The organism is Achromobacter sp. ACRQX (genome assembly GCF_022346505.1).
Classification (GTDB): domain Bacteria; phylum Pseudomonadota; class Gammaproteobacteria; order Burkholderiales; family Burkholderiaceae_B; genus Achromobacter; species Achromobacter animicus.
The window spans coordinates 148,159-164,138 of sequence record NZ_JAKRML010000002.1 but is presented as its reverse complement, the minus strand read 5'-3'; the positions used below and the strand labels follow the sequence as shown (position 1 = coordinate 164,138).

Annotated in this window: 14 protein-coding genes; 8 read left to right on the top strand and 6 right to left on the bottom strand. The window is 65.7% G+C overall.

The window, feature by feature from the left end; genetic code table 11:
• Nucleotides 1-80: 80 nt before the first annotated feature.
• From MHZ91_RS02615 to glcF, 4 genes are all read left to right on the top strand, one after another.
• On the top strand, nt 81-1,490 hold the full coding sequence (locus MHZ91_RS02615) for an FAD-binding oxidoreductase (RefSeq protein WP_175124621.1): 1,410 nt from the start codon (nt 81-83) through the stop codon (nt 1,488-1,490).
• Nucleotides 1,491-1,671: 181 nt separating this feature from the next.
• Nucleotides 1,672-3,171 (top strand): FAD-linked oxidase C-terminal domain-containing protein, encoded by a 1,500-nt coding sequence (locus MHZ91_RS02610; protein ID WP_175138771.1) that lies wholly within the window; start codon nt 1,672-1,674, stop codon nt 3,169-3,171.
• 12 nt (nt 3,172-3,183) lie between these two features.
• On the top strand, nt 3,184-4,290 hold the full coding sequence (glcE, locus tag MHZ91_RS02605) for a glycolate oxidase subunit GlcE (RefSeq protein WP_175124619.1): 1,107 nt from the start codon (nt 3,184-3,186) through the stop codon (nt 4,288-4,290).
• A gap of 6 nt (nt 4,291-4,296) precedes the next feature.
• Nucleotides 4,297-5,532 (top strand): glycolate oxidase subunit GlcF, encoded by a 1,236-nt coding sequence (gene glcF, locus MHZ91_RS02600; protein ID WP_239212374.1) that lies wholly within the window; start codon nt 4,297-4,299, stop codon nt 5,530-5,532.
• A 27-nt stretch (nt 5,533-5,559) separates the two neighbouring features.
• Here glcF and MHZ91_RS02595 read toward each other — a convergent pair whose 3' ends face one another.
• From MHZ91_RS02595 to MHZ91_RS02575, 5 genes are all read right to left on the bottom strand, one after another.
• Entirely contained in the window at nt 5,560-6,999 is a 1,440-nt protein-coding gene (locus MHZ91_RS02595; protein WP_175138768.1) for an NAD(P)(+) transhydrogenase (Re/Si-specific) subunit beta, read from the bottom strand.
• Nucleotides 6,996-7,313, bottom strand: coding sequence for an NAD(P) transhydrogenase subunit alpha (locus tag MHZ91_RS02590; RefSeq protein WP_006224972.1), 318 nt, complete (start codon nt 7,311-7,313; stop codon nt 6,996-6,998). The genes MHZ91_RS02595 and MHZ91_RS02590 overlap by 4 nt, the downstream gene beginning before the upstream one ends.
• Before the next feature lie 2 nt (nt 7,314-7,315).
• Complete coding sequence (locus MHZ91_RS02585) at nt 7,316-8,434, bottom strand: Re/Si-specific NAD(P)(+) transhydrogenase subunit alpha (RefSeq protein ID WP_239212373.1); 1,119 nt, start codon at nt 8,432-8,434, stop codon at nt 7,316-7,318.
• Between the two features lie 156 nt (nt 8,435-8,590).
• Entirely contained in the window at nt 8,591-9,466 is an 876-nt protein-coding gene (locus MHZ91_RS02580) for an N-formylglutamate amidohydrolase (RefSeq protein ID WP_175138766.1), read from the bottom strand.
• Between the two features lie 67 nt (nt 9,467-9,533).
• Nucleotides 9,534-10,523 (bottom strand): tripartite tricarboxylate transporter substrate binding protein, encoded by a 990-nt coding sequence (locus tag MHZ91_RS02575; RefSeq protein WP_175124614.1) that lies wholly within the window; start codon nt 10,521-10,523, stop codon nt 9,534-9,536.
• Between the two features lie 237 nt (nt 10,524-10,760).
• Between MHZ91_RS02575 and gcvA the strand changes: the two genes are divergently transcribed.
• From gcvA to MHZ91_RS02560, 3 genes are all read left to right on the top strand, one after another.
• A complete protein-coding gene (gene gcvA, locus MHZ91_RS02570) occupies nt 10,761-11,687 on the top strand; it encodes a transcriptional regulator GcvA (protein WP_175124613.1) in 927 nt (308 codons plus the stop codon).
• Between the two features lie 7 nt (nt 11,688-11,694).
• On the top strand, nt 11,695-12,813 hold the full coding sequence (gene mnmA, locus MHZ91_RS02565; RefSeq protein ID WP_239212372.1) for a tRNA 2-thiouridine(34) synthase MnmA: 1,119 nt from the start codon (nt 11,695-11,697) through the stop codon (nt 12,811-12,813).
• 84 nt (nt 12,814-12,897) lie between these two features.
• Nucleotides 12,898-13,716: a sulfite exporter TauE/SafE family protein gene (locus tag MHZ91_RS02560; RefSeq protein WP_175124611.1), complete on the top strand. Its 819-nt coding sequence runs from the start codon at nt 12,898-12,900 to the stop codon at nt 13,714-13,716.
• Nucleotides 13,717-13,806: 90 nt separating this feature from the next.
• On the opposite strand, the gene MHZ91_RS02555 is transcribed toward MHZ91_RS02560, so the two are convergent.
• Nucleotides 13,807-14,418: a glutathione S-transferase gene (locus tag MHZ91_RS02555; protein WP_175124610.1), complete on the bottom strand. Its 612-nt coding sequence runs from the start codon at nt 14,416-14,418 to the stop codon at nt 13,807-13,809.
• 162 nt (nt 14,419-14,580) lie between these two features.
• Here MHZ91_RS02555 and purB point away from each other — a divergent pair, with 162 nt between their 5' ends.
• Nucleotides 14,581-15,957, top strand: a complete 1,377-nt coding sequence (gene purB, locus MHZ91_RS02550; RefSeq protein ID WP_175124609.1) for an adenylosuccinate lyase — start codon at nt 14,581-14,583, stop codon at nt 15,955-15,957.
• Nucleotides 15,958-15,980: the final 23 nt, after the last annotated feature.

Sequence of the window (15,980 nt, the reverse complement as noted above, 5' to 3'; positions counted from 1 at the left end):
TCAGCCTGGGGCGGTGTGCGGCGCAGCACGCGAGGCGGCGTAGAATATTCGGATTATCGAACCCGGGAAACCACGAGATCATGAACGCTCCCTTGCACGCCGAATCGTTGCGCCGCGCGGTTCCGGCCGCCTGTCTGGATGCCTTGCGTGCGCACTTTGGCGACCGCCTGTCGGAATCGGCCGCCGTGCGCGAACACCATGGCCGCGACGAATCGCCTTATCCGGCCATGCTGCCCGACGCCGTGGTCTTCGCGCACTCGACGGAAGATGTCGCATTCGTCGCCAAGGTGTGCAACGAGCACCGCGTTCCCTTGATTCCGTACGGCGCCGGCTCGTCGCTCGAAGGCCACATTCTTGCGATCCAGGGCGGCATCAGCCTGGACCTGTCGCAGATGAACAAGGTTCTCGCCATCAACGCCGAAGACCTCACCGCCACGGTGCAGGCCGGCGTGCTGCGCAAGCAGCTTAACGAAGAGATCCGCAGCACCGGTTTGTTCTTTCCGATTGACCCGGGCGCTGACGCCAGCCTGGGCGGCATGGCCGCCACCCGCGCGTCTGGCACCAATGCCGTGCGTTACGGCACGATGCGCGAAAACGTCATGTCGCTGACCGTCGTCACCGCGGACGGCCGCATCATCCGCACCGCGGGCCGCGCCCGCAAGTCGTCGGCCGGCTACGACCTGACGCGCATTTTCGTGGGCAGCGAGGGCACGCTCGGCATCATCACCGAAGTGACCGTGCGCTTGTATCCACAGCCCGAAGCCGTGTCCGCCGCCGTCTGCAATTTCCCGACGCTGGACGCCGCCGTGCAGAGCGTGATCGAGATCATCCAGATGGGCGTGCCGATCGCGCGCGTCGAGTTCATGGACGCCGCCAGCGTGCGTGCCGTCAACCTGCACAGCAAGCTGACCCTGCGCGAAACGCCGCTACTGGTATTTGAATTTCACGGCAGCCCCGCCGGCGTTCAGGAGCAGGCCGAAACCGTGCAGGCCATCACGGCCGAACACGGCGGCATGGACTTCGAATGGGCCGAGCGCCCGGAAGACCGCAGCCGCCTCTGGACTGCGCGCCACAACGCGTATTTTGCGGGCCTGCAGTTGCGTCCCGGCTGCCGCGCCAGCACCACCGACGTCTGCGTGCCGATTTCGCGTTTGGCCGACTGCGTGCGCGACACCGTCGAGGAACTGGACCGCGCAAGCTTCCCGTACACCATCGTTGGCCACGTGGGCGACGGCAACTTCCATGTGCTGATGCTGCTGGACGCTGACAACGCGCAGGAATGGCAGGAATCGGAAGCCATCAATCACAACCTCGTGCGCCGCGCCATCGCTGCCGATGGCACCTGCACGGGCGAGCACGGCGTCGGCCTGCACAAGATGCAATTCATGGCGGAAGAACACGGCGAAGACGCGCTGGATCTGATGCGCAGCCTGAAGCACGCGTTTGACCCGAACAACATCCTGAATCCAGGCAAGATCGTGTCCTGGTAATCAACAGGGGGAGGCTGCAAACGCCTCCCTCGATCCGTCAGCGCCTGCTGCTTTTACGCGACAGGCTGCTTCACGGTTTACGGCCGGTTACGTATGAACTGGCCGCAAATGCCGGTAAATGCGTCAGGTGCGGGTAAATCCCGGCCTGATTAACATGGGCACACGCGCTATTGTTGCGCTCATGAATTCACTGGTCGAAACCGGCCTGGCACAAGTGCAGGCGCCTTATTCGCAGCAGCAGCTCATCGAGGCGTTGTCGGCCGCGTTGCCCGCGCACTGTGTGCTTTATCGCGAAGAGGACACCCGTCCTTACGAATGCGATGGCCTATCCCTTTACCGCTCGATTCCCGCGGTCGTCGCCTTGCCCGAAACGGAAGCGCAGGTGCAGGCCATCATGCGCATCTGCAAGCGCCTGAACGCGCCTATTGTCGCGCGCGGCGCCGGAACGGGATTGTCGGGCGGCGCCATGCCGCACAGCCAAGGGGTGTTGCTTGGGCTGTCCAAATTCAACCGGATCAAGCATATCGACCTGGCCAGCACGACCGCGATCGTCGAGCCGGGCGTGCGCAATCTTGCGATCTCCGAAGCCGTGTCGCCGTATGGGCTGTATTACGCGCCGGACCCATCGAGCCAGATCGCGTGCTCCATCGGCGGCAACGTCGCGGAAAACTCTGGCGGCGTGCATTGCCTGAAATACGGCCTGACCGTGCACAACGTGCTGCGCGTGCGTGTGGTCACAATCGACGGCGACGTGGTCGAACTGGGATCGCACGCGCCGGACGCGCCCGGACTGGACCTGTTGTCTGTGTTCGTCGGGTCTGAGGGCATGCTGGGCGTCGTGACCGAAGTGACCGTCAAGCTCATTCCCAAGCCGGCCTGCCAGCAGGTCGTCATGGCCAGTTTTTCCAGCGTCGAGGCGGCAGGCAACGCGGTCACGCAGGTGATCGCGGCAGGCATGATTCCGGCGGGTCTTGAAATGATGGACCGCCGCGCCACGCACATGGTCGAGCCGTTTGTCCGCGCGGGCTACGACATGGACGCGCAGGCCATCCTGCTGTGCGAATCGGACGGCACGCCCGAAGAGGTGGCGCACGAGATCGCACGCATGGAGGCCGTGTTCCGGCAAGCCGGCGCCACGCGCTGCCAGGTGTCGGCATCCGAAGCGGAACGGTTGAAATTCTGGGCGGGGCGCAAGAACGCGTTTCCCGCTGCCGGGCGCGTGTCGCCCGATTACTACTGCATGGACGGCACGATTCCGCGCCGTCATCTGGCGCGCGTACTGGGCGCCATTGAACAGATGGAAGACGAATTCGGCCTGCGATGCGCCAACGTCTTTCATGCCGGCGACGGCAATCTGCATCCGCTGATCCTGTTCGATTCGAATAAGCCGGACGAGGTGGAGCGCGCCGAGAAATTCGGTGCGGCCATTCTTGAGCTGTGCGTGCAGGTGGGAGGAACCGTGACCGGAGAGCACGGTGTGGGAATGGAGAAGATAAATCAAATGTGCGTGCAATTCTCTCGCGAAGAACTCGACGCGTTCCTGGCAGTCAAGCGGGCCTTTGATCCGCCGTGCCTGCTGAATCCTGAAAAGGTCATCCCCACGCTGGCACGCTGCGCCGAATACGGCAAGATGCACGTCCATGCGGGAGAACTGCGCTTCCCCGATCTCGCCCGTTTCTAGGACGTATCCCTTATGGATTTTGTCCTGTCGGAATTGTGCGACCAGGTCATGACGGCCCGTGCCGGCCACAAACCCCTGTTCGTGATGGGCGGCGGCAGCAAGCGGTTCTACGGTAACTACCGTCCCGTGCGGCCGCAGGATGGCCATTGCCTGCTGGATATGACGCCGTACCGCGGCATCGTCAGCTACCACCCATCCGAACTCGTGGTGACGGTGCGCGCCGGCACGCCGCTGGCCGAACTGGAGGCCGCGCTTGCCGAGCACGGCCAGATGCTGGCTTTCGAGCCGCCGCATTTTGCGCCGACCGCGACGGTGGGCGGCTGCGTCGCGGCCGGCCTGTCGGGCCCGCGCCGCATGAGCGCCGGCGCCTTGAAGGATTTCGTGCTCGGTGCGCAACTGCTGGATTCGGAAGGACGCATCCTTTCCTTCGGTGGCGAGGTCATGAAGAACGTGGCGGGCTATGACGTGTCGCGCCTCCTGGCCGGCTCGCACGGCATCTTCGGCGCCATCCTCGAGGTGTCGCTGAAGGTCGTGCCCAAGCCGATGGAAGAGATGACGCTGGCGTTGCCCGCGACGCAGGCGCAGGCACTGGCCAACTTTGCCTTCTGGCGCGGCAAGCCGCTGCCGATCTCGGCATCGAGCTGGTCAAGCGATGCCGACGGCGCGGACGGCATGACGATGGTGCGCCTGTCGGGCGCGCCGCCCGCGCTGGCCAGCGCGCGGGCGCTGATCGGCGGCGATGTGCTGGCGCCCGATGCGGCCGACGCATGGTGGCGGTCGTTGCGCGAGCAGACGCACCCGTTCTTTGCGCCAGACCGGCCATTGTGGCGGCTGGCCCTGCCGCCAACCACCCCCGATCTGGAACTGGGGCCGATGCTGGTGGAGTGGGGCGGTGGCCAGCGTTGGCTGAGCGGTCAGCGCGATGCCGCCGAAATGCGCGATATGGCGGCCCGACATGGCGGTCACGCGACGCTGTTCCGGCCCGCCGATACCCCGCCGCCCGCCGATGGCGTGTTCCATCCGCTTGCGCCGGGTGTCGGCGCAATCACCCGCAGGCTGAAGCAGGAACTCGATCCCGCCGGCCTCTTCAACCCCGGCCGCCTGGTCCTGGAGCTGTAGGACATCATGCAAACCAATCTGGCTTCCTGGGCGAGCGGCACCGATCTGGGCAACGAGGCGGACGCGATTCTGCGCCGCTGCGTGCATTGCGGATTCTGCACGGCCACCTGTCCCACGTATCAGGTCCTGGGCGACGAACTGGACAGCCCGCGCGGACGCATCTATCTCATCAAGCAGGTGCTGGAGGGCAAGGAGCCCACGCAATCCACGCAGCAGCATCTGGACCGCTGCCTGACCTGCCGCAATTGCGAGACCACCTGCCCGTCCGGCGTCGAGTACGGCCACCTCGTCGACATCGGCCGCAAGATCGTGGACGAGCGCGTGGAGCGGTCGTGGGGCGACAGGACCAAACGCACCTTGCTGCGCAAGGCAATGCTGTCGCCGATGTTCGCGCCGGCCATGCGTCTGGCTCAGAGCCTGCGCGGCATCCTGCCCCAGGCCCTGCGGCGCAAGGTGCCGGAACGCCGCGACGCCGGACCGCTACCGCAGGTGGCGCGACACGATCGCCAGGTCCTGATGCTGGCGGGCTGCGTGCAGCCGGCCATGATGCCCACCATCGACGCCGCCACCATCCGCGTGCTGGATGCGGTCGGCATCGGCGCGCGCATCGCGCCGGGCGCCGGTTGCTGCGGCGCGGTCAGTTTTCACCTGGACGCGCAGGACGAAGCCGTGGCGCAGATGCGCGCCAACGTCGACGCGTGGTGGCCGCTGGTGCAGGACGGCAAGGTCGAGGCCATCGTCATGAATGCGTCGGGCTGCGGCGCCATGGTCAAGGAATACGCGCACCATCTGCGCCACGACCCAGCGTATGCGCAGAAAGCCGCCGACATCGTGGCGCTGGTGAAGGACGTGGCGGAGATTGTCGCGCCGCACGCCGACATGCTGCGGTCGCGTCTGCCGGTCGGTACGCGGGCATCGTTTCACCCGCCGTGCACGTTGCAGCACTGGCAAGGGCTGCGGCCGTTGTCAGAGCAATTGCTGGTCGATCTGGGATTTGAGCTGCAGCCGTTCGCGGACAAGCATCTGTGCTGCGGATCGGCGGGCGCGTATTCGGTATTGAATCCGGACATCGCGCTGGAGCTGCGTGACCGCAAGCTGGGCGCCATCGCGGTGGGCAGTCCCGATGTGATCCTGTCGGCCAACATCGGATGCATCGGCCATCTGCAAAGCGGCACCGATACGCCGGTGCGCCATTGGGTCGAAGTGGTCGACGAGCAGTTGCGCCGCGCTGCGCAGGGCTAGCCGCCCGCGCAGCGCCTGGCGTTGTGGTTACTCCACGGCCTTGACCATGTCTTCGAGCACCTTCTTGGCGTCGCCGAAGACCATCATCGTGCGGTCCATGTAGAACAGTTCGTTGTCCAGCCCGGCATAGCCCGAGGCCATGGAGCGCTTATTCACGATGACCGTGCGCGCCTTGTAGGCCTCGAGGATGGGCATGCCGGCGATGGGTGACTTGGGATCGTTCTTGGCGGCCGGGTTGACCACGTCGTTCGCGCCCAGCACCAGCACCACGTCGGTCTGGCCGAACTCGCTGTTGATGTCTTCCATCTCGAAGACCTGGTCGTAAGGCACTTCGGCCTCGGCCAGCAGCACGTTCATGTGGCCGGGCATGCGGCCGGCCACCGGATGGATCGCGTACTTCACGGTCACGCCCCGCGCGGTCAGCTTTTCGGCCAGTTCCTTCAGCGCATGCTGGGCCCGCGCGACAGCCAGGCCGTAGCCCGGCACGATGGTGACGCTTTCGGCGTTGGTCATCAGGAACGCCGCGTCGTCCGGGCTGCCCGACTTGACGCTGCGCTGCTGCGCGTCGCCTGCCGCCGCGCCGCCGCCCGCTTGCCCGCCAAAGCCGCCCAGGATCACGTTGAAGAACGACCGGTTCATCGCCTTGCACATGATGTAGGACAGGATGGCGCCCGACGAGCCCACCAGCGAGCCGGCGATGATCAGCATGGGGTTGTTCAGCGAGAAGCCGATGCCCGCCGCCGCCCAGCCGGAATAGCTGTTCAGCATCGACACCACCACCGGCATGTCCGCGCCGCCGATCGGGATGATGATCAGCACGCCCAGCACGAAGGCGATGAGCGTCATGATGATGAACGGCGTCCATTCCTGCGTGAGCATGAACCAGAGGCCGCAACCCAGCATCGCCAGCGCCAGCGCCAGATTCAGCATGTGCTGGCCGGGGAACACCACGGGCGCGCCCTGGAACAGCCGGAACTTGTATTTGCCGGACAGCTTGCCGAAGGCGATGACCGAACCCGAGAACGTAATGGCGCCCACGAACGTGCCGATGAAGAGCTCGAAGCGGTTGCCGGTCGGGATGGCCATGCCGGGCGGCGCGATGCCGAAGGCGTGCGGCTCCGCCACGACGGCCACGGCGATCGCGACCGCCGCCAGGCCGATCATGCTGTGCATGAAGGCGACCAGCTCGGGCATCTTGGTCATCTCGACGCGCTTGGCCATCAGCGTACCGATGGAACCGCCGACCAGCAGCCCCAGCACGACCCAGCCCAGCCCGATCGTGGCCGTGCCGCTGCGCGCCAGCCCGATGATGAGCGCCGCGGTGGTCACCACGGCGATCGCCATGCCGGCCATGCCGAAGGCGTTGCCCAGACGCGAGGTGGTGGGATGCGACAGGCCCTTGAGCGCCTGGATGAAGCAGACCGAGGCAATCAGGTAGAGCAGGGTGACGAGGTTCAGCGAGATCATTTCGCTTCCTCCTTGCCCGGCTTGCGGTCCTTCTTCTTGAACATTTCAAGCATGCGCCGCGTCACGAGAAAACCGCCAAAGACGTTGACGGCGGCCAGCGCCACCGCGAATACGCCCATGCCGCGCGCCAGTCCGCCTTCGGTCAGCGCGGCGGCCAGCATCGCGCCGACGATGATGATCGCGGAAATGGCATTGGTGACCGCCATGAGCGGCGTGTGCAGCGCGGGCGTGACGTTCCAGACCACGTGATAGCCGACATAGATGGCCAGCACGAAGATGATCAGATTCATCAGGGTGGGGTTGATCGCTTCCATGGTCACGTCCTCCGCGTCACATTGCCGCCTTCGCACACCAGGCAGGCTGCCACGATTTCATCGTCGCGCTGGATCGCCAGCGCGCCGTCCGCATTGATGATGAGCTTCAGGAAATCCAGGATGTTGCGCGCGTAGAGCGCCGAGGCGTCGGTCGCGACCAATCCGGGCAGGTTGGTCAGCCCGATGATCGTCACGCCGTGCTTTTCGACGATTTGCCCTTTTTCCGACAGCGGGCAGTTGCCGCCACGTTCGACGGCAAGATCCACCAGCACCGAGCCCGGCTTCATGGCCGCGACCGTGTCCGCCGAAACCAGCGTGGGGGCGGGGCGTCCCGGGATCAGCGCGGTGGTGATGACGATGTCCGCCTGCTTGCAGCGTTCGGACACCAGCGCGGCCTGGCGCGCCATCCAGGCGGGCGGCATGGGCCGCGCGTAGCCGCCCGTGCCTTGCGCGATCTCGCGCTCTTCCTCGGTCTCGAACGGCACGTCGATGAATTTGGCGCCCAGCGATTCGACCTGTTCGCGGGCGGCGGGCCGTACGTCGGAGGCTTCGACCACTGCGCCCAGCCGCTTGGCGGTGGCGATCGCCTGCAGGCCGGCCACGCCGGTGCCCAGGACGACGGCGCGCGCGGCTTTCAGGGTGCCGGCGGCGGTCATCATCATGGGGATCAGCCGGCCGTAGTGATGGGCCGCAAGCAGCACGGCCTTGTAGCCGGCCAGGTTGGCCTGCGACGACAGCACGTCCAGGCTTTGCGCGCGGGTGATGCGCGGCGCGGCTTCCAGCGCGAAGCCGGTCAGGCCCGCGGCGGCCATTTGCGCCAGACCTTCGGCGTCGAAGGGGTCGAGCATGCCTACGACCACGGCACCCGGCTTCATGCGGAGCAATTCTTCGGGTGCGGGCGCGCGAACCTTCATGACCAGTTCGGCGCCCAGGGCATCCTGGGCTGAACCGAGCGTGGCGCCCGCGGCAACATAGGCATCATCGAGATAGCGGGCGGCGGCGCCGGCTCCACTTTCCACAACGACGGTGTGCTTGCCGCCCACGTACTTCTTGACGGTCTCCGGTGTTGCTGCGACACGGGTTTCCCCGTCTCGGGTTTCCTTAGGTATCCCGATGTGCATCGACGCCTCTCCTCAGAAGGTTCGCCGTAGTTATACACGGAATGTGCGCTCTCACGCCTCCCCCGTTTTGGCCGCTTGCGCCGGGCCAAAAAAAAACCCCATGGCGAACCATGGGGCGTGGGGCTTGCAACCCGGCGTCTGGACGGGCGGCGTTTCTTATGCCGTCTGCGCGCGGGTCCAGGTGATCAGCGCGGCGGTAAGGTCGCGCAGATCGGCCTTCAGCCGGCCGTAGTTGTCGGTCGGACGAAGCGACACTTCGTCCATGTAGAGCTTGCGGTTGATCTCGATCTGCAGGCTGTGGCGGCCTTCTTGCGGGCGGCCGAACGCGCGCACCAGTTCCACGCCCTTGTAGGGATCGTTCACGGTGACGTTGTAGCCGCGCTCGCGCAGCCAGGCGGCGATGAATTCGCGGAAGGCCGGATCGCTGGTGCTGCCGTCGCGGTCGCCCAGCACAAAGTCGGGATGGACCAGGCCCGGGCGATCGGTGGCGAAGGCGCCGGCCACGCTGGGCATCGAGTGGCAGTTGATGTGCCAGACCTTGCCGAACTTGCGGTGGGCGTTGTCCAGCACCTGACCAAGCGCGGCGTGATAGGGCTTCCAGCAGGCATCGATGCGGTGGCGCACTTCGTCCACCGTGAGCTTGCGGTTGTACAGCGGGGTGCCGTCATCGAGCATGCGCCAGATCAGACCCTTGCCCAGCTTGACCTTGGGCGAGGGGTTGATTGCGTCGGGCCATGCCGCGTCCAGCAGCAATTCGTCGATCTCGTCGGCGGCGCGGTTGGCGTCGATGTAGGCGCGCGGAAACGCCGCGGCGATCATCGGCACGCCCATCTCGATGGCGTCGCCCCATAGATCGTCAACCCAGGTGTCCTCGGCCGTGCGCAAGGCGCCAAAGTCCACCGCGGCGGCGAAATCGGGGGGGTAGGTCGTGCCGCTGTGCGGGGAATCCAGCACGAGAGGGACCGAGATTTCCGAATCGGGATAGTGCTGCGGGAGGTCGAAGCGGTAGGACAGGGGCTGGGTAAGTCGCATAAGGGGGTACTGCGTTCGTGAATCGGAGGTCCTCGCGCGCCACGGGCGCGCGAGGACCGAAGACCGGTTAGTCGATCTTCACGTTGGCTTCTTTGGCGATGCGCTTGTTCTTGGCGATTTCAGCCGAGATCTGCGCGCCGAATTCGGCCGGGGTGTTGGCAGCGGGCGAGGCGCCGAGGGCAGCAAGGCGGCTCTTGACGTCTTCTTCGGCGCTGACCTTCTGGACGGCGGCGTTCAGCTTGGCCAGCACGGGGGCGGGCAGCTTGGCCGGGGCGACCAGACCGAACCACGAGGCGTCGTTCACGGCCGGCAGGCCGGCTTCGGCGAACGTGGGCACGTTGGGCAGCGAGGCGACGCGCTGCGGCGAGGCGACGGCCATGGCGATCAGGCGGCCGGACTGGACGTGCGGCAGCGTGGAGGGCAGGTTGTCATACATGACGTCGACCTGGCCGGCCAGCGCGTCGTTCAGCGCGGGGCCCACGCCACGGTACGGCACGTGCATCAGGTCGGTGCCCGAGGCCATCTTGAACAGTTCGCCCATCATGTGCGAGACCGAACCGTTGCCGGCCGACGCGTACGTCAGCTTGCCGGGCTGGCTCTTGGCCAGCGTGATGAATTCGGCGATGGTCTTGGCCTGGACCTTCGGGTTGATGGTCATGATGTTCGGCACGGCAGCCAGGTTCGAGACGGGCGTGAAGTCCTTCTCGCCATCGAACGGCAGGTTCGGGTAGATGGCCGGGTTGATGCCGTGCGTGCTGACGGTGGCGATGCCCAGGACGTAGCCGTCCGGCGCGCTGCTGGCGACGAAGGCGCTGCCGATCGAGCCGCCGGCGCCGCCGCGGTTTTCCACGACGACGGTCTGGCCCAGTTCCTTGCCGAGCTTGTCGGCGAACAGGCGGCCGACGATGTCGGTGGTGCCGCCGGGCGGGAAGGGAACGATCAGGCGGATGGGCTTGCTGGGATACGCATCTTCAGCGTGCGCGATACCCGAGGTCAGCGGCGTGGCCAGGGTCGCGGCGGCGACACACAGGCCCAGGACTACATTACGGCGTTGCATGAATTCCCCTACTAATGAATGAACAGCGGATGCGCAAAGGCAGACGCAAACCCGACAATTCTTTCCTGGCGGGCAGGTTTGCGCAAACGAAAGATTCTCCGTAAGCTATGACTTTTTTTCATACCTCTTTTCGGCAGGCTCTCGTCGGCGTTACTTTTCTGTAACATCCGTCGCCCGCGCCTTTGCCGTCATCATGCCCGCAGGGCAAGGGAGCCCCACATTCGGTGGGGGCTGCAGATGAGGCGTTTCTGTCCCTCTTTAACGGATCTCCAGGCGTTCGAAGTTGCCGCCCGGCATAGCAGTTTCACGCGCGCCGCGCAGGAATTGTGCGTGACACAGGGGGCCGTGAGTAAACAGGTGAAACATCTGGAAGAGTTCGTTGGCGTTGAACTATTCCTACGAATCAGGCAAGGCCTGGTTCTGACCGAAGCAGGCCGCAGCTATCTGGCCAAGATCCAGGCCGGTCTCGGCCAGATCGAAGCGGCCACCGTCGAGCTGATCGCGCACCAGGGGCGCGGCGGCACGCTCAACCTGACCTGTATGCCGACGTTCGGCGCGCGGTGGCTGATTCCGCGGCTGACCGCCTTCATGCGCCTGCGGCCCGACATCCACGTGGAATTCCTGCCGCACCGCCAGGGCTACGACTTCTCCACCCCCGAATTGGACGCCGCCGTGCGCTTCGGCGAGGGGCTGTGGCCCGGCAGCGGCGCGGACTACATCGTGGGCCGCGAGATCCTGCCGGTCTGTAGTCCCCGCCTGATCGCGGGCGGGTGCCAGTCGCCCGAAGATCTGCTGGCATACCCGCTGCTGCACCATACGTCGGCCCTGGAAGGCTGGCGCGACTGGTTCGAGCAGGCTGGCTGCGATACGCGGCGCAGCCTGGAAGGCGCCCGGTTCGATCAGTACGCGCTGCTGTCGCAGGCCGCCGCGGCGGGCTTCGGCGTGGCGCTGATCCCGCGCTGCCTGATCGAGGACGAGCTGCGCGACGGCAAGCTGGCCATCGCGATGCAATTGCCGATCCGCGCGCGGATGGGCTATTACCTGTGCTACCCCGAGCAGAAGGCCAATCTGCCCACCCTGCAGGCCTTCCGCGCCTGGTTGATGGAAGTGTCGCGCGCCGCCGAACCGCAGCCGCGGGAAGACGCCTTGTCCGATCTAAAATAGCCGCATCATGAGTCAAACATCCACCAAGAAAGGCCGCGTTGTCGTCGGCATGTCCGGCGGGGTCGATTCTTCGGTCACCGCCTGGCTGCTCAAACAGCAAGGCTACGAGGTCGTCGGCCTGTTCATGAAGAACTGGGAAGACGACGACGATTCCGAATACTGCTCCACCCGCCAGGATCTCCTGGACGCCGCCAGCGTCGCGGACCTGGTCGGCGTCGAGTTCGAATACGTCAACTTCGCCGCCGAGTACAAGGACCGCGTGTTCGCGGATTTCCTGCGCGAATACTCCGCGGGCCGTACGCCCAACCCCGACGTCCTATGCAATGCCGAGATCAAGTTCAAGGCGTTCCTCGACCACGCCATGGCGCTGGGCGCAGAACACATCGCGACCGGCCATTACGCCCGCGTGCGCGAAGTGCCCGCCGAGGGCGGCGGCTCGCAGTTCCAGTTGCTGAAGGCGCTGGACGCATCCAAGGACCAGAGCTACTTCCTGCATCGCCTGAACCAGGCGCAGTTGTCGCGCACGCTGTTTCCGCTGGGCGAGATCCACAAGACCGAAGTGCGGCGCATCGCGCACGAGATCGGCCTGCACAACGCCGCCAAGAAGGATTCCACGGGGATCTGCTTCATCGGCGAGCGGCCGTTCCGGGAATTTCTGAACCGTTACCTGCCCACCGAGCCTGGTCCCATCCTGACGCCCGAAGGGCAGGAGGTCGGCCGCCACGAAGGGCTTTCGTTCTACACGCTGGGCCAGCGCAAGGGGCTGGGCGTGGGCGGCGTCAAGGGCCGCCAGCGGGACGACGGCACGGCCGAGGCCTGGTACGTGGCGCGCAAGGATCTGGAACGCAACGTGCTGTACGTCGTGCAGGGGCATGACCATCCTTGGCTGCTGTCTGGCGATCTGAAGGCGCAGGACGCGAGCTGGGTGGCCGGTCACCCGCCGGCAGCGGGCGCCTACGGCGCCAAGACCCGCTATCGGCAAGCCGACGCGGCGTGCCGCCTGGGCGATGCGGCGCCCGAGACGTTTTCGCTGGATTTCACCGAGCCGCAATGGGCGGTGACGCCCGGGCAGTCGGCCGTGCTATACGATGGCGAGGTTTGCCTGGGTGGCGGGATCATTATTTAAGCAGTCCCCGCTGCACGTAACCAAGGCCCCCCGGAGCCATGCCCGCGGGGCCTTGTTCATGACAATAAAACTGAGGAGACGGTTGTGGATGTGACGATGGTGATCTGCCTGCTGGTGTTGGGCGGAGTGGTCGGCTTTGCCGCGGGCCTGCTGGGCATTGGCGGCGGCATGCTGCTGGTTCCCTTTTTGACGATGCTGTTCACCTGGCAGGGCATGCCGGCCGACCTGGTGGTGCACGCCGCGATCGCCACGTCCATGACGTCGATCCTCTTTACCTCCATTTCCAGCGTGCGCGCCCACCAACAGCGGGGCACCATCAAGTGGCGCATCGTCGCGGCGATGGCGCCTGGCATCATCATCGGCGGGCTGCTGTCGGGCGGCGCGGTGTTTGCCGCGCTGAGCACGCTGTGGCTGTCGCTGTTCTTCGCGTTGTTCGTGGGCTACTCCGGCTGGAGCATGCTGCGCAACAAGAAGCCCAAGCCCACGCGCCAGATGCCGGGCGTGGTCGGCACCAGTGCGGCGGGGGCGGGCATCGGCTTCCTGTCGGGCCTGGTCGGCGCCGGGGGCGGCTTTCTGTCGGTGCCGTTCATGGTCTGGTGCAACGTGGCCCTGCACAATGCGGTGTCGACCTCGGCGGCCCTGGGCTTTCCCATCGCGCTGGCCAACAGCGTGGGTTATATCGTTTCGGGCCTGAACGAAGCCCAGACCTATCCGGGGATGCTCGGCTTCATCTACTGGCCGGCATTGCTGGCGCTGGTCTGCACCAGCGTCCTGACGGCGCCGCTGGGGGCGCGCATGGCCCATCGCCTGCCGGTGCAGACGCTCAAGCGCGTGTTCGCCGCGCTGCTGTTCGCGCTGGCGGCGTACATGCTGTTCAAGGCCTGGCAGACCTGGACGGTTTGATCGATATACGGAAAACCGGCCGCAGAAAGCGGCCGGACGAAAAAACGCCCGGTCGAGCCGGGCGTTTTTGCGGGCATTTCTGGCCGGCCGTCAGGCCGTCTTGGGCACCGTGTCGATGAACGACTGGCGCTGCGACAGCTTGTCGTACAGGCGGGCCAGATTGGGCTGGCCGGTGCGCCAGTCCAGGGTGGCAAAGCGCAGGTCCAGGTAGCCCAGGGCACAGCCGACCGCGATGTCCGCGAGGCTGTAGTTGATGCCCATGCAATGGGCGTTGTCGCCCAGGCTTTTGTTCATGGCGTCCAGGCTGGCGTGGATCTTGCCGTATTGGCGTTCGATCCATTCGGGGCTGCGCTGGGCCTCGGGGCGCTGGTTTTCCTTGACGATGGTCACGCAGGCGTCCAGGACGCCATCGGCGATGGCTTCCCAGCATTTGACGGCTGCGCGATCGCGCCCTTGCTGAGGAATCAGCCGGGCCACGGGAGACAAGGTGTCCACGTATTCGACGATGACGCGCGAATCGAACAGGGCGCCGCCGTCTTCCATCACCAGGCAGGGGACCTTGCCCAGCGGGTTGTACGTTTGGATCTGCGTGTCGGCGGACCAGACGTTTTCGAGTTCAAGCCGGTAGTCCAGCTTTTTCTCGGCCATGACGATACGCACTTTGCGCACGTAGGGACTGGTAAGCGAGCCGATCAGTTTCATGGAGTCACAAGCGGAGTCGGAAAGCGGCCGAAGTATAGCAGGCTGTATGACGGCCGGAATTGTCCGCAGGGCGGAATCTTCGTCAGTTTGCCACAATGTCAGGCGGCCCCGGATGATAAAATCGCCGGGTTTTCCCATCCGTCGCTTTTTCCCTACCAGACCATGCAAATCGCCGATCAGCTGAGCCAACTTAATGCCCTTTCGCCACTGGATGGCCGCTACGCTTCCCGGGGCGACGCACTGCGCGGTCTGCTGTCCGAAGCCGGCTTCATGGCGCACCGCGTCGAAGTCGAGGTCGCCTGGCTGATCGCCTTGTCGGACGCCGGCCTGCCCGAGCTGCCGGCCTTCTCCGAGGCCGCCCGCGCGCGCCTGGCCCAGTTGGTCGCCAACTTCTCCGAGGCGGACGCCGGCCGCATCAAGGATATCGAGCGCGTCACCAACCACGACGTGAAGGCCGTCGAGTATTGGCTGAAAGAAAAGGTCGCCGATGACGCCGAACTGGCCCGCGCCGCAGAATTCATCCACTTCGCCTGCACGTCCGAAGACATCAACAACACCTCGCACGCGCTGATGCTGTCGCGCGCCCGCGACCAGGTCGTGGTGCCGCGCCTGCGCGAAGTCGCCGCCAAGCTGAACGACCTGGCCGTCGCCAACGCCGATCAGCCGCTGCTGTCGCGCACCCACGGCCAGCCCGCCAGCCCGACCACGCTGGGCAAGGAATTCGCCAACGTGGCCGCGCGCCTGAACCGCGCCATCGCCGCCGTCGTGGCCGTCGAGCCCCTGGCCAAGCTGAACGGCGCAACGGGCAACTACAACGCCCACCTGTCCGCCTATCCCGAAATCAACTGGCCCGAGTTCAGCAAGCGCGTGCTGACCGGCCTGGGCCTGACTCAGAACCGCCACACCATCCAGATCGAACCGCATGACTGGATGTCCGCGCTGTTCGACGCGATTACCCGCGCCAACATCATCATCCTGGACCTGGATCGCGACATCTGGGGCTACGTGGCGCTGGGCTACTTCAAGCAGCGCCTGAAGGAAGGCGAGGTCGGTTCGTCGACCATGCCGCACAAGGTCAACCCGATCGACTTCGAAAACTCCGAAGGCAACCTGGGTCTGGCCAACGCCGTGCTGCGCCATCTGGCCGACAAGCTGCCGATCTCCCGCTGGCAGCGCGACCTGACCGATTCCACCGTCCTGCGCAACCTCGGCGTGGGCCTGGGCTACTGCCTGGTGGCGTGGGATGCCTGCATGCGCGGCCTGGGCAAGCTCGAAGTCAACACGGCTGCCATCGACGCCGATATCGACGCCTGCTGGGAAGTGCTGGCCGAGCCGGTGCAGACCGTCATGCGCCGCTATGGCCTGCCGCAGCCGTACGAGCAGCTCAAGGCCTTGACGCGCGGCAAGGGCATCACCGAAGAGGCTCTGCGAGAATTCATCCAGGGCCTGGCGCTGCCTGAAGAGCCCAAGGCCCGCCTCCTGGCGATGACCCCGCGCTCGTACATTGGTCTGGCTGCCGAGCTGGCCCGGGCGGTATAGTCGCCGTGCCGCGCGCGTTACGC